21 protein-coding genes are annotated in these 18,497 nt (G+C 67.8%); 10 read left to right on the top strand and 11 right to left on the bottom strand.

The features are described 5' to 3' along the window. Nucleotides 1-72: 72 nt before the first annotated feature. Both J0X25_RS23185 and J0X25_RS23190 read right to left on the bottom strand, forming a co-directional pair. Complete coding sequence (locus J0X25_RS23185) at nucleotides 73-450, bottom strand: DUF7532 family protein (protein WP_207289922.1); 378 nt, start codon at nucleotides 448-450, stop codon at nucleotides 73-75. A gap of 118 nt (nucleotides 451-568) precedes the next feature. Continuing rightward, a complete protein-coding gene (locus J0X25_RS23190; protein ID WP_207289923.1) occupies nucleotides 569-721 on the bottom strand; it encodes a hypothetical protein in 153 nt (50 codons plus the stop codon). Nucleotides 722-842: 121 nt separating this feature from the next. Here J0X25_RS23190 and J0X25_RS23195 point away from each other — a divergent pair, with 121 nt between their 5' ends. Both J0X25_RS23195 and J0X25_RS23200 read left to right on the top strand, forming a co-directional pair. Next, nucleotides 843-1,856 (top strand): PrsW family intramembrane metalloprotease, encoded by a 1,014-nt coding sequence (locus J0X25_RS23195; protein WP_207289924.1) that lies wholly within the window; start codon nucleotides 843-845, stop codon nucleotides 1,854-1,856. 83 nt (nucleotides 1,857-1,939) lie between these two features. Continuing rightward, a complete protein-coding gene (locus J0X25_RS23200) occupies nucleotides 1,940-4,108 on the top strand; it encodes a midas domain-containing protein (RefSeq protein ID WP_207289925.1) in 2,169 nt (722 codons plus the stop codon). A gap of 1 nt (nucleotide 4,109) precedes the next feature. Here the strand turns inward: J0X25_RS23200 and J0X25_RS23205 are convergent, their stop codons facing one another. Next, nucleotides 4,110-4,715, bottom strand: coding sequence for a riboflavin synthase (locus J0X25_RS23205; protein WP_207289926.1), 606 nt, complete (start codon nucleotides 4,713-4,715; stop codon nucleotides 4,110-4,112). A gap of 135 nt (nucleotides 4,716-4,850) precedes the next feature. On the opposite strand from J0X25_RS23205, the gene J0X25_RS23210 reads away from it, so the two are divergent. After that, a complete protein-coding gene (locus tag J0X25_RS23210; RefSeq protein ID WP_207289927.1) occupies nucleotides 4,851-5,141 on the top strand; it encodes a DUF7533 family protein in 291 nt (96 codons plus the stop codon). A gap of 62 nt (nucleotides 5,142-5,203) precedes the next feature. After that, nucleotides 5,204-5,344 (top strand): hypothetical protein, encoded by a 141-nt coding sequence (locus tag J0X25_RS23215; protein ID WP_207289928.1) that lies wholly within the window; start codon nucleotides 5,204-5,206, stop codon nucleotides 5,342-5,344. Nucleotides 5,345-5,392: 48 nt separating this feature from the next. On the opposite strand, the gene J0X25_RS23220 is transcribed toward J0X25_RS23215, so the two are convergent. From J0X25_RS23220 to J0X25_RS23230, 4 genes are all read right to left on the bottom strand, one after another. Next, nucleotides 5,393-6,604: a M24 family metallopeptidase gene (locus tag J0X25_RS23220; protein WP_207289929.1), complete on the bottom strand. Its 1,212-nt coding sequence runs from the start codon at nucleotides 6,602-6,604 to the stop codon at nucleotides 5,393-5,395. Continuing rightward, nucleotides 6,601-8,475 (bottom strand): UvrD-helicase domain-containing protein, encoded by a 1,875-nt coding sequence (locus tag J0X25_RS23225; protein ID WP_207289930.1) that lies wholly within the window; start codon nucleotides 8,473-8,475, stop codon nucleotides 6,601-6,603. Before J0X25_RS23225 ends, J0X25_RS23220 begins: the two co-directional genes overlap by 4 nt. A 105-nt stretch (nucleotides 8,476-8,580) precedes the next feature. Beyond that, on the bottom strand, nucleotides 8,581-8,739 hold the full coding sequence (locus tag J0X25_RS39970; RefSeq protein ID WP_007260282.1) for a DUF7563 family protein: 159 nt from the start codon (nucleotides 8,737-8,739) through the stop codon (nucleotides 8,581-8,583). A gap of 177 nt (nucleotides 8,740-8,916) precedes the next feature. Beyond that, complete coding sequence (locus J0X25_RS23230) at nucleotides 8,917-9,102, bottom strand: HVO_0416 family zinc finger protein (protein WP_207289931.1); 186 nt, start codon at nucleotides 9,100-9,102, stop codon at nucleotides 8,917-8,919. 207 nt (nucleotides 9,103-9,309) lie between these two features. Here J0X25_RS23230 and ubaA point away from each other — a divergent pair, with 207 nt between their 5' ends. Continuing rightward, nucleotides 9,310-10,152 carry an SAMP-activating enzyme E1 gene (gene ubaA, locus J0X25_RS23235; protein WP_207289932.1) on the top strand — a complete coding sequence of 281 codons (843 nt, stop codon included), beginning with the start codon at nucleotides 9,310-9,312 and terminating at the stop codon, nucleotides 10,150-10,152. 442 nt (nucleotides 10,153-10,594) lie between these two features. Here ubaA and J0X25_RS23240 read toward each other — a convergent pair whose 3' ends face one another. The 3 genes from J0X25_RS23240 to J0X25_RS23250 form a co-directional block, all read right to left on the bottom strand. Next, nucleotides 10,595-11,380 (bottom strand): SDR family oxidoreductase, encoded by a 786-nt coding sequence (locus J0X25_RS23240; RefSeq protein ID WP_207289933.1) that lies wholly within the window; start codon nucleotides 11,378-11,380, stop codon nucleotides 10,595-10,597. Between the two features lie 98 nt (nucleotides 11,381-11,478). Beyond that, complete coding sequence (locus J0X25_RS23245) at nucleotides 11,479-12,960, bottom strand: sodium:solute symporter family protein (RefSeq protein WP_207289934.1); 1,482 nt, start codon at nucleotides 12,958-12,960, stop codon at nucleotides 11,479-11,481. Further along, entirely contained in the window at nucleotides 12,957-13,244 is a 288-nt protein-coding gene (locus J0X25_RS23250; protein WP_207289935.1) for a DUF3311 domain-containing protein, read from the bottom strand. The genes J0X25_RS23245 and J0X25_RS23250 overlap by 4 nt, the downstream gene beginning before the upstream one ends. 239 nt (nucleotides 13,245-13,483) lie before the next feature. On the opposite strand from J0X25_RS23250, the gene J0X25_RS23255 reads away from it, so the two are divergent. The 5 genes from J0X25_RS23255 to J0X25_RS23275 all read left to right on the top strand — a co-directional run bounded on the left by J0X25_RS23255 (nucleotide 13,484) and on the right by J0X25_RS23275 (nucleotide 16,969). Beyond that, nucleotides 13,484-14,260 carry an ArsR/SmtB family transcription factor gene (locus tag J0X25_RS23255; RefSeq protein ID WP_207289936.1) on the top strand — a complete coding sequence of 259 codons (777 nt, stop codon included), beginning with the start codon at nucleotides 13,484-13,486 and terminating at the stop codon, nucleotides 14,258-14,260. A gap of 146 nt (nucleotides 14,261-14,406) precedes the next feature. Then, the gene (gene dnaG / locus J0X25_RS23260) at nucleotides 14,407-15,852 is read left to right on the top strand and encodes a DNA primase DnaG (protein WP_207289937.1); all 1,446 of its coding nucleotides are present in this window, start codon (nucleotides 14,407-14,409) and stop codon (nucleotides 15,850-15,852) included. A gap of 85 nt (nucleotides 15,853-15,937) precedes the next feature. Continuing rightward, a complete protein-coding gene (locus J0X25_RS23265) occupies nucleotides 15,938-16,303 on the top strand; it encodes a winged helix-turn-helix transcriptional regulator (RefSeq protein WP_207289938.1) in 366 nt (121 codons plus the stop codon). Between the two features lie 134 nt (nucleotides 16,304-16,437). Further along, nucleotides 16,438-16,671, top strand: a complete 234-nt coding sequence (locus J0X25_RS23270) for a hypothetical protein (RefSeq protein WP_207289939.1) — start codon at nucleotides 16,438-16,440, stop codon at nucleotides 16,669-16,671. A 100-nt stretch (nucleotides 16,672-16,771) separates the two neighbouring features. Continuing rightward, nucleotides 16,772-16,969, top strand: a complete 198-nt coding sequence (locus J0X25_RS23275; RefSeq protein ID WP_207289940.1) for a hypothetical protein — start codon at nucleotides 16,772-16,774, stop codon at nucleotides 16,967-16,969. Nucleotides 16,970-17,011: 42 nt separating this feature from the next. Here the strand turns inward: J0X25_RS23275 and J0X25_RS23280 are convergent, their stop codons facing one another. Beyond that, entirely contained in the window at nucleotides 17,012-18,355 is a 1,344-nt protein-coding gene (locus J0X25_RS23280; RefSeq protein WP_207289941.1) for a DUF92 domain-containing protein, read from the bottom strand. Nucleotides 18,356-18,497: the final 142 nt, after the last annotated feature.

Genomic DNA, 18,497 nt, shown 5'->3' on the forward strand with positions numbered 1-18,497 from the left:
ATCGTCGATCTTCCATTGTCATTGCCGCCCCCTCCACTCGTCGTCGACCCTCCATCTTCGGACGCACGCGAATCACCGCAGCGTCTCTCGGTCGGGCGCGAACCGCACGCGGTCGTGGATCGTCGGCCCGAGCGTCAGTTCGATGGACTCATCCGGTAATACGCGGCCGTCCTCGACGGAGACGCCCCACGTGTCGAACCGGAGCCAACCGCGCATCTCGTCGGCGTGGGTCGTCAGGTCGAGGTAGTCGACCGCGTGTTCGGGATACTCCGACGAGGAGTGGGCCATATCCATGTCCGAATAAACGGTGTCGTGGTCCTCGAAAAACGCCTCGAGCGCCGCGGCGTCGGCGTCGACGGCCTCGACGACGGCTTCCGAGGCCGCCCGGAGGTCGTCGGTCGAGAGCCCGACGTCGCGAAGCGCCTGCTGCGTTCGCTGATCGAAGTGCATGAGCGACGGTTCGCGGGCGAGGCCTTTGTGGATTCCGAGTCCGGACCGCGGTGGCGTCGCTCCGGGATGCGAAGCGGTCGCGAGCAAACACCGCGCTCGAGCCGGTCGATGCTCGACGTCAGTCGTCGGCGGTGAGACCGTCGTCGGCCTCCGCTGCGGTCGTCGCCGCGTCGCCGTCCGCCGTGCTCGCTGTCGCCTCCGTCGCGTCGTCGTTCGATTCGTCCGATGCTGGCGGTGCCGTGTAGAGGATCCCGCGACTGCCACTGTACATGATTGTCGGTTCTGGTCGCCGAATACGCATAAGTACGGTCCTTATACAGATCTTGAAGGTCAATATCATACTAGGACGTGCGCGCCGAACGCTTACCGGACCGGCCGTCGTACTGGCGTCCATGTCGCGAAAGCGCGACCCGGTCGAAGCGGCCAGCGACGAGTCGACCGATCTCTACGACGTCTCGACGTGGGAACCCCGGTCGCGCCTCGATCGGGTCTCGAACTCGGTATACAACGTGATCCGGTACGGACTGCAGGGAATCGTGCTCCTCGTCGCGGTCGCGATTACGATCGCACTGCTGGTCCAGCCGGCGGTGCTCGTCCTCGAGGAAGGCTCGGTCGCGGTCGCCGTCTTCTTCGGCCTCTCGGTCGTTCCGGCGGCGTTGCTCGCGGCGCTCATCTGGTACTCGGACGTCACGACGCAGGAACCGCTCGGATTGCTCGTCGCGACGTTCGTTCTGGCCATTCTATTCGCGACGTTCGCGGCCGTCGTGAACTCGCTGGTCGGGCCGAGCATCCGGGCGGTTCCGGTCGTCGGATCGATCCTCTTTTTCTACCTGATCGTCGGACCCGTCGAGGAGGGCGTGAAACTGCTCGCGGTTCGCTTCTTCGCCTACCGGAGCGACGCGTTCGACGCCGTCATCGACGGCGCGGTCTACGGCGCCGTGGCTGGACTCGGGTTCGCCGCGATCGAGAACACCATCTACATCGGGTCGACGATCGCGCAGGCCGACGTCGGCACGCTCACGGCTGCGACCGGCATCACGACCGTTCGCGCGCTCGTCGGTCCCGGCCACGTCATCTACTCCGCGATCGCGGGCTACTACCTCGGTCTCGCGAAGTTCAACCCCGGCCGCGGCGGCCCGATCGTCGTGAAGGGGCTGTTGATCGCCGCGTTCATCCACGGGACGTACAACGTCACCGTCGGAATCGTTCCCTCCGTCGTGACTGAACTCACCCCCATCCCCTTCGGGGCGGCGTTCATCGGCTACGTGGTTCTGTTCGACGCCGTGATCTTCGCCTTCCTCTACCGCAAGATCGCCCGCTACCGGCGGGTCTACCGCGCCGTCAGGGACGACACCGGTTCGGATCCCCGATCGGAACTGACCGAGTTCGACCCGCCACAGCGCTGACGGCCGCCCGAGACGGCCGAGCGCCGCTCGGCCCCGCTGGTGCAGGCACCACTGGCTTTGGGCACAGTCTCGGCAGTCCCCCTATGAGTGCGACGTTTACGGACGACGACCTCGAGAAGCGAGTCGAGAACGCCAACGGCGAGGTGATCGGGACGGTCAGATCGATCGAGGACGACACCGCCCGCGTCGAGCCCCGCGCCGGCGTCGTGGACTCGATCAGGGCCGCCCTCGGCTGGAGAGAGGCCCACGACGACACCGTCGCAGTCCACGAGAACACCGTCGACGAGATCTCGAGCGACGTGATCCGGCTCCGAACCGAGTCCGTCGACGACCCCGCCGGCGTGCCGACGGAGACCGGGGTCACGACCACCAACGCCGCGGAGCGAAACCCCGAAACCGACGTCGACGAGTGGGACTCGAGCGGGAGTGTCGACGCGATGGACGACGCGACCGCGCGGAACGAGGCCGAGCGAGACGCGGGAACCGACGAACTCGAGGAATCCGACGCGGAGGCCGAAGTAGAGACGAGTACACGTATCGCGGAACCGGACGAGACAGCGGACTCGAGCGCCGACGAACCGACGGAAACGAGTCTCGACGTGGAGACGGGTCCCGACGAGCCGATGGACGCACCCGACGAGGATCAGGCGGTCGACGAACCGGTCGAAACGCGCGCGTCCGACGGATCGGACGAACCCCACGCGCCGGACGAGCTGAACGACGTTCACCGGCCCGACGCGCCGAGCGAACCCGGTCTCGAGCACACGACGGCGGTGATCGACGAGGCCGAGGAACCCGACGCATCGGACATCGAGGAGGCCGAGGAACCCGACGCATCGGACATCGAGGAGGCCGAGGAACCCGACACCGCTGACGAGGCGGACAGTGCGTCCGCCCCCGATCTCGAGGACGAAACGCAGGCGTCCCCCGACGCGATGAGCGGAGACCGATCGACGGAGTCGGCCGAAGCGATGGATCGGGCCGGCGTCGCCGACGCGCCGATCGACGAAGCGGAGCCCGACGGGCCGGACACCGGCGCCGGCATCGGACCGACCGCGGAGACGGACCACGACGAATCGGCCGAGAGCGAATCGGCCGAAAGCGAGTCAGACGGGGGGACGACCGCGGGATCGACGTCGATCGAGGGAACCGACATCACCGAGGAACTGGATACGAGCCTCGATCTCGAGTCGGCCGCGGAGTCCACCGAATCCGACGACGCCGTCACAGACGAGGCGACCGAGTCGGAGGATATCGCCGACGAGGTCGACACCGGCGTCGACCTCGAGTCGGCAGCGACGGACGACGACGACGAAACCAGTGACCGGCGCGAAACCGACGACGCGGATCTCGCGGACGAACTGGACACCGGCGTCGACCTCGAGTCGGTCACGGACGCGGAGACGGATTCGAGAACGGACGCTCGCCCGGAGACCGAACTGGATCCGGACGTCGAGACCCGCTCGGGTCCCGAGACCGATCCGCGACCGGAGACGACCCTCGAGACCGCGGACGACGAGTCGACGACTGCGGAAGGGAGTCAGTCGGGCAGCGAGGTGGTTCCGGGCGTCGATATCGAGTCGGCCGTCGAACCGGATTCGGAACCCGATCCGGAGATCGACCCCGATACGATCGCCGGGTCGGAGGCGGAGCCCGAATCGACGGATGACGGGGTCGCTCGCGAGCGACTCGAGGGTGAGGCGGACGCGGCGACGGCCGACACCGAGACCGATGCGGCCACGGTCGACAGCGAGGACGCGGATCGAACCGGCGGCGAGCGCTCGAGTTCGCCGCTCGGGGTCGCGTTCGCCACCCAGCGGGCCGCGATGACGAGCGGTCAGGAACTGCTCAAGCAGGGGCTGACCGTCCAGCAACGGACCGCCCGCACTGCCGTCGAGGCCCCGCTGGTCGCCCAGCGGCAGGGCGTGGAGCTCGCGCAGTCGGCCACCCGGAGCTACTTCGACGCGCTCGCGGCGCTGACGGGGACGTCGAACGCCGACGCCGATTCGAGCGGCGAGATCCCCCAGTCGCCCGACGAACTGCTCGCGAAGCTCGAGGACGCCGCGGAACTGGCCGACGACGAGTTCGACCGGCAGGTCTCGGAGCACCTCGAGCGCCTTCGCGCGATGCGCGCTCGGCTCGACGCGGACGACGAGGGCGAGGAGATGGCCGCGGCGATGCTCGAGCGACAGGTCGCGCTGCTCGAGGCGTGCCAGCAGCGACTGGGTGACTTCGGCGAAGCCGACGAGTGAGCTACGCGAAGCGCTCCTCGAGCAGCCGTTCGACGTACTTCGCGAGGACGTCGACCTCGAGGTGGACGGGATCGCCGGGTTCCTTCTCGGAGAGGGTCGTCAGTTCGTAGGTCGCAGGGATGATCGCGACGGTGACCCGGCCTTTTGTTTTCTGGAGGTCGGCCACGGTGAGGCTGATCCCGTCGAGCGTGATCGACCCCTTCTCGACGACGTAGCGGCCGTATCCTTCGGGGAGTTCGAACTCGAAGAACCAGTCCTCGTCGACGGCTTCGATAGTCGAGACCGTCGCGACCGCGTCGACGTGTCCCTGCACGACGTGGCCGTCGAACCGGCCCTCGGCCGGCATCGCCCGCTCGAGGTTGACCGCGTCGCCCTCGGCGAGGTCTCCCAGGTAGGTCCGCTCGACCGTCTCGGTCGCGAGGAAGACCTCGAACCACGCGCCCGACTCGAAGCGTTCGACGGTGAGGCAGACGCCGCTGACGCTGATGCTCTGCCCGTGCTCGAGTCCCGTCGCGACCTCGTCGGCCCCGATGCGCAGACGGAGGCCGTCGTCGGTCCGCTCGCGGGCGACGATCTCGCCGGTCTCCTCGACGATTCCGGTGAACATACTCGGAGGTACCAGTCGACGGATAAAGACGTTCCGGATCAGGAATGCGTTCCAGATACGTTACGGATGTCGGTGCCGAGTCGCGCGGCCGCGGAGTCGTCGTCCTTTTGCCGGGACCGCGCGTAGCCGCGAGCGATGAACAGCATCATCGACACGATCACGCTCGCGGGGACGCTCGTGCTGGCGATCCCCGCCGCGCTCGCCGGACTCGAGTTCCTGCTCGTTCGGGGCGAGACGACGACCGGTGCGCTCCTCCTGTTTCTCGCGGTCGCGCTCGTCCTCGTCCAGCACCGGTTGACGACCCCGTCGGATATTCCGGGAATCGTCGCCAAACGGGTCGTCGGCACGGTCACGACCGAATCGGACGCCGAAGCGGACGAGGACCGCGACGTCGTGGACGTGCCCAGCGAGGACGACCGGTCGTAGCGCCGACGCCACCACTTACGGTGCTAGACGAAAGCGATACTCGAGTAACAGGTTCGATACCGATGCCCGACCTCGTCCTCGCGATCCTCGAACTCGGTGGTTTCGCGGTCGAAACCGTCCTGAGCGGCTACGAGCGGCTGAGGGGTTCGGACGACGACGCGGAAGAGCGCTCTTCCGACGACGTATCCGACGGCGGTCCCTGACCCCCTCTCCACCGTCTCGTTCGACGACGATTTCTGAGACGTCCCTCGTCACTCCTCGAGCAGCGCCGTCGGATCCAGCGACTGCGAGGGCGCCGGGAGGTACGCCGCGCGCTCGCCGGCCTCGCCTTTCGCGAGCAGGTCGGCGATCCGGAGCCACTGCCCCTCGTCGACGCGGACCGCCGCCTCGAGTCGGACCACGTGATCGGGTTCGACGTCCTCGCCGCCCGCGAGCGGGCGTTCCCGGGACTCGAGGCCGACGCCCGAGACCCGCGTCTCGACCGCGCCGTCCTCGCCGAACGCCCTGATCTCCGCCTCGAGGTCGGCCTCGACGCTCGTGACGGACTCGGCGCCGGCGGTCAGCATCGCCGCCGCGGAGCGAAACGCCTGCGTCACGGCGACGTGCGCCCGGCGTTCCTTGCCGCCGTCGCTGTCGACGACGAGCGTGCGGACGAGGCCGCCGTGGTAGCCCGCGGGGCCGCGAGGGGCCGTCTCGAGGACGATCGGTTCGCCGGGTGCCAGCGGCTGGTCTTCGGTGGTGCCACCGGTGCTAGTGCCGTCGCCGGCGCTGGCTCCGTCGAGGCTCGAGGGCACGTGTCCCGAATCCGGGTTGACGACGGTGTTCCCCGCCGGAAACGCGCCCGCCTCGACGATGGCCGCGTCGACGGCCGTCCGGAGGCGCGTCGGCGTCACCGCCTCGCCGTCGGCCACGAGTCGCCCGTCGGCGATCGTCGCGTCCGCGAGCAGCGCGGCCGCTCGGCGGATACCGACGCCCGCGGCGGCCTGCGCCGCGGCGATCCGCTCGCGCTCGTCGGCCGTCTTCGTCGCTCGAGCGCGCTCGAGGACGGCCGTCGACGCGAGGTCGAAGCCGGCGCGCTCGAGGTAGAGCGCGGCGTCGTGGGGGATCGCCGCCGGCGTCAGAATCGTTCTCGGCTCCGCGTCGGGTTCGGTCTCGCCCCGGTTGGCCAATCGGTCGGCGAGCGTCTCGGCGGGGTGGCTCACCGTTCCGTCCGTCGTCTCGGTGAGCCACTCGTCGCCGTCGAACGCGACCGCGACGACGTCCCGATCCTCGCCGGGTCTCAGGCGTCGCTCGAGGATCGACTGACAGTACCGAACCCCCGGATCGCGAGCGGTGCCCACGTGGACGAACGCCGCGACGTCGCGGTCCGCGAGCGCCCCGGCGACGACGGACTCGAGGTGCGGGCCGACGCTCTCGAGGCCGGTGTCGGCGCCGGTTCCGGCGCTCGAATCGGCGTCGCTCACGGCGCTTCGGCTTCGACCTCGTCGCCGTCCGCGTCGGCGTCTTCGGGCAGCTGGGCCTGCTCGACCAGTTCCTCCAGCGGCGTGTCGGTCAGCCGGTTGTTGAGCAGGACGTCGATCGGCAGCGTCGGCGCGCCGTCGACGAGGTTCTCGAGCAGGACGAGCCGTTCGCGGGCCCGGGACATGCCGACGTAGAAGACGCGGCGCTCGTTGTCGGTCAGGACGGGGACCGGCGAGGTGGTCTTTGTAAACTCCTCGCAGCCCGGGATGTCGGTGGGGTCGTCGACGGTCGCGACCATCTGCTCGACGACCTTCTCGGTGAGGTCGGTGCCGACGATGACGTGGTCGGCCTCGCGACCCTTCGCGGAGTGGATCGTACCGACGCGGACGCGGTCGGTCGCCATCCCCTGGTACTCGCCGATCGCGAAGTACGACTTGACGCTCTTCTTCTGGAAGTTCGTGACCTTCCGGAGCATGTCCGAGGCGGAGCCGGGGCCGGGCATGAACGGGACGTGATCCTGGACGACTTCCGCGGGGATCATCAGCTGCTCGAGGTCGTCGATGCCGGCGTCCTCCTGGCGCTCGTCGATCTCGTCGAAGAGTTCGTCGCGCTCGTTGGTGCCGAACGCGGATTCCTGCAGCATGTCGGCGAGTCGCCGGGCCTGCAGGCCGGTGACGTCCTCGCCCGCGTCGATCGCCTCGATGGCGCGGACGTACTGCGTGAGGCGGTCGGTCCACATCCGCTGGTCGGTCAGCGAGGTGAAGGGGACGCCCTCGGTGATGAACTCGTCGATGAACTGGAACATCTGGTAGCGCGCCCGGAACAGCACCATGATGGTGCCGTCGCCCTCGACGAGCGTCCGCCGAACGTTCCGGACGACGTCGAGCATCGAGGCGTTCGCGCGGGCCTCGACGGCGCCGCCTTCTTTGCGCGGCTTGAGGTCCTTGTCCTGGCGCGTCTCGATGTGGCGGATCTCCCTGTTGACCGCGTTGAGGACGTTCGAGGGGAGCCGGTAGGAGTTCGGCAGAATGACGTCCTCGTCGACCTCCTCGTCGAGCAGGAGCGCGGGATCGGCGCCCTGCCAGGAGTAGACGACCTGGTCGTCGTCGCCGGCGATCAGCACCTGCTCCATGTGGGGTTTCCACTCCTCGTAGACGTCGTACTGCAGCGTCGTGATGTCCTGGAACTCGTCGATCACCAGGTAGTCGACGCTGGGCAGCAGCGAACGCTGTCTGACGCGCTCGAGCATGTCCGCGAAGCCGATCTTCCCCGACTCGCCCTTGTAGGTGCGCCAGCCGCGAATCGCCTCGGGGACGTCGATCCGGTCGTCGTCGCTGGGCCAGGTCGGCGTGTACTTGTTACCCTCCTGGGCGTTCGGATCGATTTCCGGCGGCAGTCGCACTTCCTCTTCGTTCCACTGGAAGGGGACGTCGTACCAGTCAGTGACGTCGCGCCGGGTCCGCTGGAGCCACTGGCTGGTGGCGATGATCTTGTTCCCGATAGTCGTCGACCGGGCGGTACGGCGGCCCGCGCCGGAGTACTCGTCCTCGAACTCGAGGCCGTACTCCTCGCAGAACTCCTCCTTGTCGGACTCGCCGATGACGTCGCTTCGCGAGAGGTCGAGCAGTTCGTAGGCCTTCGCGTGCATCGTACAGACGTTGCCCTGCAGTGCACGCGGGCTCTCGTCGAGTCGCTCGGCCAGCCGTTCGCGAACCTCCTGTGCAGCCGCTCGCGTGTACGAGACGACGAGGATATCCCGGAAGGTCACGCCGTCCTCCTCGAGGATCTCTTCGACGTGGTCGAGCAGGGCGGTCGTCTTCCCGCTGCCCGGACCACCGAACAACCGGGTCACCTTCGTCTCCGTAGTAGCCATTGTAGCAGTTCAGGGTCGCAATACCCATAAGTGACGTGGGTTTTCGTCGACAGAAACCGCCACGTATTTGCCGAACGGTGTCGATATCGGCCGATAGCCGATCGATCAGGGATTTCGCGGGGAGCGGGCGGTTCGAACGTCGGCACCGTCGCGGATCTTGTCCTGACAGTCGGGACAGACCCGGGGGTCGTCTACGTCGCGGGGGGTGAATACGCGTGCGTACGCATCCGTGACGAACGCGCCGCAGTTCTGGCATTCCGGCATAGTGCTTCTCAACGAATGGTAGGATAACGATACACTATAATTGTGTCGCATAACTGCGGTTGAAATTACCGCTATCCGAGGAACTCGGCGTCGTCGTCTCGGCCGACCGCGACCGTAGACTGACGCGGCGGCTCCGTCAGTGGCTCCGACTCGAAAAACGAGCGTCGACGCGGCGGCTCAGGCCGCCGGTTCCCACCCACACACGGTACAGGTCGTGGCGGACGTGTCGTGGAGGCCGCCACACTCGGGGCACTGCTTCTTGTTGTACTCCTGCTCCCACCCGACTCGTTCTACCGTGTGACCGCGGTCCGTGAGGAATTGGTCGATGACGTCGTCACCGGCGTCACTGGGTGAGGTTGCCATGGGCGTGTCAATGCCTCCCACAGTATTAAACAATTGGGTTGACCCCGACATCTGCCTCAACGACGGAACGGATTCGCCGAAGGAACTACGTACGTTCGATTCGTCGCCGAAAACGGTTCGATCGGCAGTGTCGCTCGGTCGATCGCGGTGGCGGCTCCGCCCGCATCGACCCGCGGACTTTTCTCGGTCTCCGCCCAACTATCGCGCATGAGCGATCTCCGCCTCGACGCGACCCAACTCGATCGCTACTCGAGACACGTGATCATGGACGAGATCGGTCCCGAGGGCCAGCAGCGGCTGCTCGAGGCCAGCGTCCTCGTCGTCGGCGCCGGCGGGTTGGGCTCGCCGGCGATCCAGTACCTCGCGGCCGCGGGCGTCGGACGGCTGGGAATCGTCGACGACGACGTCGTCGAGCGCTCGAACCTGCAGCGCCAGATCGTCCACGGCGACGGCGACGTGGGCCGCCCGAAAGTCGAGAGCGCCGCCGACTACGTCGCGGCGCTGAACCCCGACATCGACGTCGACACCCACGAGACCCGCATCACGTCCGCGAACGTCGGCGACCTCGTCGACGAGTACGACGTCGTCCTCGACGCCAGCGACAACTTCGGGACCCGGTACCTGCTCAACGACCACTGCGTGCTCACCGGCACGCCGCTGTCCCACGGCGCGATCTACCGCTTCGAGGGGCAGATCACGACGTTCACGAACGAGCGCAGAGATGAAACGGACGAATCACCGCCCTGCTACCGCTGTATCTTCCCCGAAGCGCCCGAACCCGGCACCGTCCCCGACTGCGCGACGACCGGCGTCCTCGGCGTCCTCCCGGGCACCGTCGGCTGCATTCAGGCCACAGAGGTCGTCAAGTACATCTTAAGAAAAGGCGAGTTGCTCGAGGGGCGCCTGCTCATGTACGACGCGATGGACATGACCTTCGAGGAGGTCCCGGTGCGGTCGAACCCGTCCTGTCCAGTCTGTGGCGACCAGCCCGAAATCGAGTCCGTCGAGGACGTCAGTTACGAGGGTAGCTGCGAGATCTCGGCGGATTAGCCGGTAGACTCCGCCAATACGGACGTGCTCTGTCCTCATTTCGATCCGAAACGCACCGCTGCGGTGGCGCGCGCTGGGCCGCGGCGAGCGAAAGCGAGGCGTGGCTCAAATACGTGCGAGGGATGAGCGAACGAACAGAGTGAGTGAGCGAATCGGCTGGGGAGGGTGTGGCAATTCCCTGCCGCCACGGTAGTAGAAGCTGTTTTCTAGAGTAACTCGAATAGGACTGAATGCGAAGAGAAGTGTCCTGCCTATCGTGGCAACTGTGATTTCCACGTCCTCCCCAGCCGATTCGCTCACTCGCTGCGCTCGCTCGCTCATCCCTCGCACACATTCGTGACGGGGTTCGCTATCCGCTCACCCCGTCACAGCGCACGCCACCGTACCGGTGGTCCACCGCTCGAAGCGCGTTCGGTGACGGGCTGCGCCGACTCGAATCGCCCTAACTCCGCAACAGCCCGCCGTCGATCGGTACCGAGACGCCGTTGACGAAACTGGCGCGGGGACTCGAGAGCATCGCCACGACGTCACCCAGTTCTCGAGGCTCGCCGATGCGCCCCATCGGAATCTCGTCGGCGAGTTCCGTCAGCCCGTCCTCGTAGTCCTCGTAGATACCGCGCTCGACGTTCGCTTCGACAAGCTCCTCGATCCGGCTCGTCTCGATCGTTCCCGGCAGGACCGCGTTGGCCCGGATTTCGGGGGCGAACTCCCGCGAGACGGTCTTCACGAGGCCGATTACGCCCCGGCGCACCGAGTTCGACAGCAGGAGGCCGTCGGCCACCTCGCGGACCGTCCGGGACGTGATGCAGGTGATCGTCCCGTACTCGGACTCGAGGAGGTGCTCGTGGGCGTTCTCGATCGTCCAGACGACGCTCATCACGAGGAGGTCGTAGGCCTGGTACCAGTCCTGTTCGTCGGTCTCGAGGAAGGTGGTACTCGGCGGTCCCCCGGCGGAGGTGACGAGGTGGTCCAGCCCGCCGAACGCGTCGACCGTCTCGCTCACGAGGTGGGAGACCGCGTCGGGGTCCGTGATGTCGGTCTGCGTGGCCCGGACTTCCCCGTCGCCGACGTCGGCGAGTTCCTCGCGGGCGGACTCGAGCCGTTTTTCGTCGCGGCCACAGAGCATCACGTTCGCGCCTTCCGCGGCGAGCGCTTCGGCGCTCGCGAAGCCGAGGCCGCTCGAGGAAGCCGTCACCAGTGCGCTGTTGCCGTCGAGTTCGAGATCCATGCGCGTTGCCACGGCGACGAGCTACAAAGAATCGGGGCCAGAGGCAAGGGACTCGAGAATCGGTTTGCGGTGCGGAATCGGCCTGGACCGAAATCCAATCAGTCCGCGCCCAACCGCTCGAAGTAGATCGCTCGGCGCTCGTCGGCCGCCGGCGTCGTGACCAGCGAGACGGCGACCGTGACGACGAGGCTGAGTCCCATCCCGACGATGCCGGCCGTCCACCCGGCGTAGCTGCCGGGGACGAACGGGAGGAAGAGACTCGAGAGGTAGAACGCCTGACTGACGGCGATGCCGGCCGTGATCCCGGTTCGCGTCGTCCGGCGCCAGTAGAGGGCGACGATGACCGGCAGGGCGATCTGGGCGAACCCGCCGAAGGCCGCTTCACCGATGTCGAACAGCGGCGCGGGGGTGAGCAGACTGGCGACGAAGGCGGCCGACGCGAAGACGACGACGCCGGTGCGGGCCAGGAAGTCCTCGCGGCGCTCCGAGATCGATCGGTCGACGAACGGCCGGTAGAGGTCTCGCGTGAAGTACGACGACCCCGAGAGCAGCATCGAGTCCGAGGAGGACATCATCGCGGCCATCGCGCCGGCGATGACCAGCGCGGCGAACCAGACGGGCGTGTACTCGGCGAGTACCGTCGGCAGAACGTTCTCGCCGTCGGCGAGGGCCACGTCGACGCCGAGGCCGGCGGCCCACGCGCCGAGCATGAACGAGGGGACGAACAGCAGGACGCAGAGGATCGGCCACAGCGCGAACGACCGCTTGAGAACCCTCTTCGAGCCGGCGGCGAAGAAGCGCTGGTTGACCTGCGGGAACATCGCGACGCCGAAGCCGATCGTGATCGCCGTCGAGAGCATCCACTGGGGCGTGTAGTAGTCGCTGCCCAGCGAGAGGAAGTCGGCGGTCTCCGGATTCGAGGCGATCGCCTCGGTCGCCGCGCCGGGGCCGCCGACCGCCGCGAGCACCCACAGCAGTGCGACCCAGGTGGTCACGAGCATGAACGCGCCCTGCAGGGTGTCGGTCCAGGCGATGCCCCGCATCCCGGCGACGACGACGTAGAGGATCATGAACGCGGTGATCAGCCCCGCGCCGGCGGCGTAGGGGACGGCGCCGTCGGTCAGCGACTGCAGCGCCCTGCCGGCCCCGACCTGCTGGAGCATGACGTACGGAAAGAGCCAGAGCAGGCTGACGCCGGCGACGAGTCCGCGGAGCCGCCTCGAGGCGAACCGGTCGCCCAGCATCTCCCCGAGCGTGACGTAGCCGTACTGCTGGCCGAGCAGCCACTGCTTGTAGCCGATGACGTACCAGAGAACGGCGAAGATGATTCCGTCCATCAGCCCCATGACGAGCACCCACTCGGGGCCCTCCGCGTAGGCGACGTTCGGCCCCGCGAAGAAGGTGAAGGCCGACAGCAGCGTCGCGAAAGTCGTGAACAGCAACACCACCGTCCCGAGCGTCCGACTCGCCAGGTAGAAGTCCTCGGCCGTCCGGTCGGTCAGCCGGTAGGCGACCAGTCCGACCGCCAGCGCCACCAGCAGGTAGCCGACGATGATTCCCACCTGCAGGGCGACGCTCACGGGCGGTCACCCCCCGCCGGCGACCGCGTCGATCCGGGTCCCCGCTCGCCGCCGGCGTCGCTCGAGTCGCCGGCGTCGCTTCCCGTTTCGATGCCGAGTCCCCACGCCCGCTGGGCGAACGTCCAGAAGACGACCGAGGCGAGCCCCATCCAGCCGACGTGCCACCAGAGCCACAGCGGCAGGCCGGCGACGACCGTCGAGTCCCCCCAGAGGAACCACGGGATCGCCAGCGCACAGCAGACGACCCCGACCGTGCTCCACCCCGCCAGTTCCAGTCGGCGCATATCCGGGTGTTCGGCCGGACGTTGGTAATTGTTCCCCTTCAACCCGGACGATTGAAGAGCTTTCCTCATCGAGAGCGCGACGCGGTCGCTACGGCCGATTCTCGAGCGGGACGCCGTCCGTTCGCAGGCTCAAATCGCGCTTTCACCGATCGCGGATCGCGCCGTCTCCAGGCTAAAATCGCTCTTTCAGACAGGACAAAACGTATAGGAGTCGCCCCGAGACTATCTATCGAACTGACATGGCCCGGCTGTTCCCGTTTCGCTCCGAGCCCGCCGAGAACGAGGGTCAGCCGCGGGTCGTCGGCCTCGAGGGCGAGGACGCCGACGCGGTGTTCGGCGCGCTCTCGTCGACGACGGCCCGCCGGATCTACGCGCGCCTCGACGAGGAACCCGGCACGCCCAGCGACGTCGCCGAGGCGATCGACTCCTCGATCCAGAACGTTCGCTACCACCTCGAGAACTTGGAGGACGCGGGCCTCGTCGAGGTCGTCGACACGTGGTACTCCTCGCGGGGCAACGAGATGAGCGTCTACGCGACGACCGACGGGCCGCTGATCGTCACGGGTGACGAGTCGACGGCCAGTCGACTGCGAGAGGCGCTCTCGCGGTTCGTCGGCGGCGTCGTCGTGCTCGCCGCCGGGAGCTTCGTAGTCCAGTACGCACTCACGCAGTGGGCCCGGTCGGTAACGGGGACCGCGCCTGCAGAGACGACGCCGACGGGCGCCGGCGGGAACGAGGGCGGCGGGTCGACCGAAAGTACCGACGGCGACGGCGGGAACGGCTTCTCCGCGCAGGAAACCGGAGACGACGGGGCGACCGCCGGAAACGATTCCGTCGACGTCGAAACGACGGACGGCGATAGCAACGAGACCGTCGAGAACGCGGCCGACGGCGGCGCCGACGTGGCCGAGGCGATTCTCGACGTCGCACCGCCGGGGCTGCTCTTCTTCCTCGGCGGCGTGCTCGTCCTGCTGGCCGTGACGGTCTACTGGTACTGGTACCGGCCGTCGTACTGACGGTCGACGTTTCGAGCGGTTCTGTCGTCGTTCTGACCCGTGGCGTTCTGGTCAGGTCAACAGCTATTTCCCCGTCACGATCCAAAACCTACATAAACCGATCGCGGTTCCGGCTCGCGGGATCGCGTCACGAGGCCAGATCTCCCATGGAAGACACGTCGAAATATCTCATCCACGCCGACGTCACGGCTGACGGGGTCGTCGAGCGCAGCGACGTCGTCGGCGCGATCTTCGGGCAGACCGAAGGACTCCTCGGCGACGAACTCGATCTCCGCGACCTCCGCCAGTCACAGAAGGTCGGACGCATCGACGTCGAAATAGCCAGCACCGGCGGCCAGTCCCACGGCCACCTCACCATCGCGACCAGCCTCGACAAGGTCGAGACCGCCACGCTCGCCGCCGCCCTCGAGACGATCGACCGGGTCGGCCCCTGCCGAGCGAACCTCGAGGTGACCGAACTCGAGGACGTCCGCGCGGCCAAGCGCAAGGCGGTCGTCGCCCGCGCGAAGGAACTGCTCCAGACGGGGTTCGACGACAGCGTGATGACCTCCGACGAGATCCTCGCGGAGGTGCGCCAGCACGTCCGCGTCGAGGACATCACCGAGTACGAGGGGCTCCCCGCGGGGCCGCGGGTGACCGATAGCGACGCGATCATCGTCGTCGAGGGCCGGGCCGACGTGCTCACCCTCCTCAAGTACGGCGTCAAGAACGCCATCGCGGTCGAGGGAACGAACGTCCCCGACGCGGTGGCCGAACTCACCCACCACCGCACCGTCACCGCGTTCCTCGACGGCGACCGGGGCGGCGACCTCATCCTCGAGGAACTCTCGCAGGTCGGCGACATCGACTACGTCGCGTTCGCGCCGGCGGGCGAGTCCGTGGAGGACCTGGACCACCACCAGCTGTTCACGGCGTTGCGAAACAAGGTCCCCTACGACACCGTCTCGGGGATGAACGAACCCCGGGAGGCGGTCGCCGCGACCGACGGCAGTTCGACGCCGGCGCCGGCGCCGACCGAGACGAAGCCGACGACGGACAGCGACGTCGCCGTCCGGTCCCCCTCCGTCGACGGCCCCGCGGAGTCGCCGCCCGAGACGGCGAGTCCGTCGACGCCGGAGCCCGACGCGAGTCGCGCCGGCGACACCGACGCCACCGAGGGGGATGCCGACGCCGTTCCCGGGGGATCGGACGCTGCGGAGACCGATACCGAGCAGCGCTCCGAGAACGAGGGTGCCGCGGTCGAGGACGACGCCGAATCGACCCCGGCGTCGACCGGCCCCGAGACCGTCTACGGCCACGCGACGGCGGTGATCCGGGAGAACACCGGCCGCATCCGGTTTCTCGACGCCGACGGCGACGTCGTCGGCGAGTCCGACGCGAGCGACGCCTACGACGCCCTCGACTCCCTCGAGGCGGCGCCGACGACGGTGATCCTCGACGAGATCCTCGGCCAGCGATTGCTCGATCTGGCGGCCGACCGCGGCGTCGAGCGGATCGTCGCGCGCTCGCTGGGGCAGTTCACCAAGCGGCCGACGGCCGTCCGGATTCACGCGGTCGACGACGTGGCCGAGGAGCCCCCGACGACGGAGTGACGGCAGTCGATCGGGCCGTCCGACCGTTCAGGATGACACGTATATTTTAGTACACGTTCGGCGTATCCTCTCGGACGAACGCCGTATGAGTCAATCTACGCCGGAGGAGTGCGTCGCGTCGTGGTGTGCCGACGACGACTGGTGTGCGGTCACGTGTACGGCCCACCTGATCGGTAAGAAGTGGCATCCGGTCATCGTCCACCGACTGCTCGAGCGCGGACCGCTCGGATTCAACGCGCTCAAGGACGATATCGATGCGGTCTCCAGTACGGTGCTCTCCGACAGCCTCGAGGACTTAGAGGAGACGGGACTCGTCGACCGCGAGATCGTCAGCGAGAAACCGTTTCGGGTGGCGTACTCGCTGACGGAACGGGGCGAGTCGCTCGAGTCGGTGATCGACGCGATGGACGCCTGGGGGGCCGACTACCTCGAGGAGTCGTCGGGGTGTTGAGGCTCCACGATCCGATCCGTCACGACCGCGTTCCGCTCGTACGCGCCTCGGGACGGGGTCAGGTTCAGCTAACCGGGTTGGGCGGACCCTACCGAAGAACTAAGTCGTTTCTGGCGAAGTGATTTGCCACGGAAATGTCAGCGAAAACGCTAGAGTTGATCGGCGTCCCCCGGCTGGGAAAGTTCGTCGCAGCCGTTATCGTCGGACTCGGTATCGGCACGCTCGTCGCCCCGGAACCCGTAACGGTTCCCACCGTCGGCGCCGTTCCCGGACTGCTGGCCGGAAGCGCCGCGATCGCCGTCGGGACCGGACTGTATCTGTGGATCAAGCGGACGACCGCTGGCTGTGGCTGCGGTGGTGGCTGTTGAGCCGCAGGTCGCCGCCCAGCGTAACGCGTCGGTTCGCTCACTCCCGCCGAATGGGACCCGGACGAGTAATTGATATGCGACCAGTGCCCAGCGGACGATAATGTCACCGCCACCGGAGGCCGCGCTCGCCCTGCTGGGCGTCCAGCTACTCCTCATGTTCTGGGCGACGGCGTCTGCCGGACGCGCGCAGGCGCGAGCCGACGACACACTGGATCCCGTCGTCCCGGACGAACGCATCGACGCGCTCGAGGAATCGACCGACGACGCCGGCGGCTCGTTCGCCCCGGCGGACGACTGACGGCCGACCGCGACGCTCTCCGTCCCGACGCCGGTTTTTCGATCATCCGAGCACGGCGAACGACAGCACCAGCAGCGCGCAGACCAGCGCGCCCGAAAGCGTCGCGAGGAAGTTCACGCCCTGATTTCCCAGGACTCGCCCCTCGAGCGTCGCGCCCAGCAGGCTGTCGACGGTCATGCCGACGACCCCGGCGGCGACGATGATCGCCGCGCCGACGGTCGTAACCGCCGAGAAGAGGGCGTAGGAGATCCCCGCGACGACGACGGCGCCGGCGACGCCGGCCACCTCGCCCTGCCAGGTGACCCCGCCGTCGGTGCCGGGTTCGACCGGTTCCAGGGTGGTGATCAGCCGGGGCCGATCGAAGACGCTGCCGATCTCGCTCGAGAGGGTGTCGCTCATCGCCGTGGCGACGGAGCCGGCGAAGGCGAACAGGAACAGACTCGAGTCAGGGACGCCGGGCAGCAGGGTTTCCGAACTCGCCGCGTAGCCCAGCACGGCGACGATGGCGACGGCGGCGTTGCCCAGCACGTTCCCGCTGCCGCGGGCGCCGTTGTTGTCCTCGGCGACGCCCAGTTCGGCCTTCCGTTCGTATCGGAACTTCGAGGAAAGGCCCCCGAGGGCGAAAAAGGAGATGAGGACGACGAACCACCCGTAGCCGCCGAGAACGATGGTCAACAGCCCCAGCAGGATCCCGGTGAGCATCCCCGCGATCGAGGCCGTCTCGAGCGCGTAGGAGGCGTAGCCGAGGCCGATCGTGATCGCGAGGGCGGCGGCGATCTCGGGGCCGGCGAGGGTGGGCTCGAGTTCCGCGAGCAGCCAGCACAGCAGGCCGACCGAGAGCATGACGACGGGATCGTCGTGGGAGAACAGGACGTCCCGAAGCAAGGCGGCGAGCAGGGCGCCGCTCGCACCGAGAAAGACCATCCGGGGGAGGGCGGTGGCCGCCGACTCGAGGACGCCGCTGTCGGTGAGCCAGTGGGTGCCGACCTGTCCGGTGACGGCGGCGACGGCGGCGACGGCACAGAAGGCGGCCGCGAGGACGACGTCGCGGTCGGTCCACCGGCGGGCGAACTGCTCGGCGAGATTGCCGTAGCCGACCAGGAGGACGGTGCCGACGAAGACCGCGAGCGACATCGACGTCGCGATCGCGATCAGTCCGAGGGCGACGGCGGCGAGAGCGAGCGCGACGAGTCCGTAGAGGCGGCCAGCCTCGTAGTCGCTGGGGTAGGCCAGGAGTTCGAATATCGGCCCGTCGGTCACGGCCATCGCGCCGAGAACGACGACGGCACCGATCGCGGCCCCGACCCAGGGGCCGCCGAGGGGAACGACGAGAGCGAGCGTCGAGAGGAGCGCAAACACGCCTGCTCGCCGAACGGGTGCTGTCACGATATCGAATCCTTTCTGTGGCGTTCACTTGAAGGTTCGTGAACCACGCTGCGGCCGTTCTCACCCCCTCAACGGTGCCGTTGGCCGCCGTCAATTCCCATCAGGCGGCTGTCGATTCGGGTCGTCGCCGGGGGGCTCCGCG

Source organism: Haloterrigena alkaliphila (assembly GCF_017352155.2).
In the GTDB taxonomy this organism is placed as follows: Archaea; Halobacteriota; Halobacteria; order Halobacteriales; family Natrialbaceae; genus Haloterrigena; species Haloterrigena alkaliphila.

Bases quoted from the DNA above. Each gene is read 5' to 3' on its own strand.
- J0X25_RS23225 (WP_207289930.1), bottom strand. From the start codon at position 8,475: ATGGCTACTACGGAGACGAAGGTGACCCGGTTGTTCGGTGGTCCGGGC.
- J0X25_RS23215 (WP_207289928.1), top strand. From the start codon at position 5,204: ATGCCCGACCTCGTCCTCGCGATCCTCGAACTCGGTGGTTTCGCGGTC.
- J0X25_RS23270 (WP_207289939.1), top strand. From the start codon at position 16,438: ATGTCAGCGAAAACGCTAGAGTTGATCGGCGTCCCCCGGCTGGGAAAG.
- J0X25_RS23210 (WP_207289927.1), top strand. From the start codon at position 4,851: ATGAACAGCATCATCGACACGATCACGCTCGCGGGGACGCTCGTGCTG.
- J0X25_RS23230 (WP_207289931.1), bottom strand. From the start codon at position 9,102: ATGGCAACCTCACCCAGTGACGCCGGTGACGACGTCATCGACCAATTC.
- J0X25_RS23190 (WP_207289923.1), bottom strand. From the start codon at position 721: ATGTACAGTGGCAGTCGCGGGATCCTCTACACGGCACCGCCAGCATCG.
- J0X25_RS23255 (WP_207289936.1), top strand. From the start codon at position 13,484: ATGGCCCGGCTGTTCCCGTTTCGCTCCGAGCCCGCCGAGAACGAGGGT.
- J0X25_RS23200 (WP_207289925.1), top strand. From the start codon at position 1,940: ATGAGTGCGACGTTTACGGACGACGACCTCGAGAAGCGAGTCGAGAAC.
- dnaG (WP_207289937.1), top strand. From the start codon at position 14,407: ATGGAAGACACGTCGAAATATCTCATCCACGCCGACGTCACGGCTGAC.
- J0X25_RS23185 (WP_207289922.1), bottom strand. From the start codon at position 450: ATGCACTTCGATCAGCGAACGCAGCAGGCGCTTCGCGACGTCGGGCTC.
- ubaA (WP_207289932.1), top strand. From the start codon at position 9,310: ATGAGCGATCTCCGCCTCGACGCGACCCAACTCGATCGCTACTCGAGA.
- J0X25_RS23195 (WP_207289924.1), top strand. From the start codon at position 843: ATGTCGCGAAAGCGCGACCCGGTCGAAGCGGCCAGCGACGAGTCGACC.
- J0X25_RS23275 (WP_207289940.1), top strand. From the start codon at position 16,772: ATGTCACCGCCACCGGAGGCCGCGCTCGCCCTGCTGGGCGTCCAGCTA.
- J0X25_RS39970 (WP_007260282.1), bottom strand. From the start codon at position 8,739: ATGCCGGAATGCCAGAACTGCGGCGCGTTCGTCACGGATGCGTACGCA.
- J0X25_RS23205 (WP_207289926.1), bottom strand. From the start codon at position 4,715: ATGTTCACCGGAATCGTCGAGGAGACCGGCGAGATCGTCGCCCGCGAG.
- J0X25_RS23265 (WP_207289938.1), top strand. From the start codon at position 15,938: ATGAGTCAATCTACGCCGGAGGAGTGCGTCGCGTCGTGGTGTGCCGAC.
- J0X25_RS23240 (WP_207289933.1), bottom strand. From the start codon at position 11,380: ATGGATCTCGAACTCGACGGCAACAGCGCACTGGTGACGGCTTCCTCG.
- J0X25_RS23250 (WP_207289935.1), bottom strand. From the start codon at position 13,244: ATGCGCCGACTGGAACTGGCGGGGTGGAGCACGGTCGGGGTCGTCTGC.